Here is a 355-nt window from a genome sequence, read left to right as displayed (position 1 = left end):
TCCAGTACTATTTATTTTAATAGTAGCGTTTTAATTTATATGTGGGTGATTAGCTCAGTTGGGAGAGCATCGCCCTTACAAGGCGAGGGTCACTGGTTCAAGTCCAGTATCACCCACCACATATAGAACCTGTTATTATATTAGTAGTTGCATGTTTTAAATTTGTAATATGAGTCACAAGCTCAGTTGGAAAAAAGAGAGCATCACCGCTATTTACAAGTAACGGCGAAGTTCACTGGTTAAAGTCCAGTACTATTTATTTTAATAGTAGCGTTTTAATTTATATGTGGGTGATTAGCTCAGTTGGGAGAGCATCGCCCTTACAAGGCGAGGGTCACTGGTTCAAGTCCAGTAT

At 39.2% G+C, this 355-nt stretch carries 1 tRNA gene; it reads left to right on the top strand.

The features are described from left to right. Nucleotides 1–43: 43 nt before the first annotated feature. A tRNA-Val gene (locus H5187_RS24085) sits at nucleotides 44–119 on the top strand. The last annotated feature ends 236 nt before the right edge of the window (nucleotides 120–355 follow it).

Source organism: Pseudoalteromonas sp. SG44-1 (assembly GCF_014164315.1).
Lineage (GTDB): Bacteria > Pseudomonadota > Gammaproteobacteria > Enterobacterales > Alteromonadaceae > Pseudoalteromonas > Pseudoalteromonas rhizosphaerae.
This window is presented reverse-complemented; position numbering and strand designations above follow the sequence as displayed.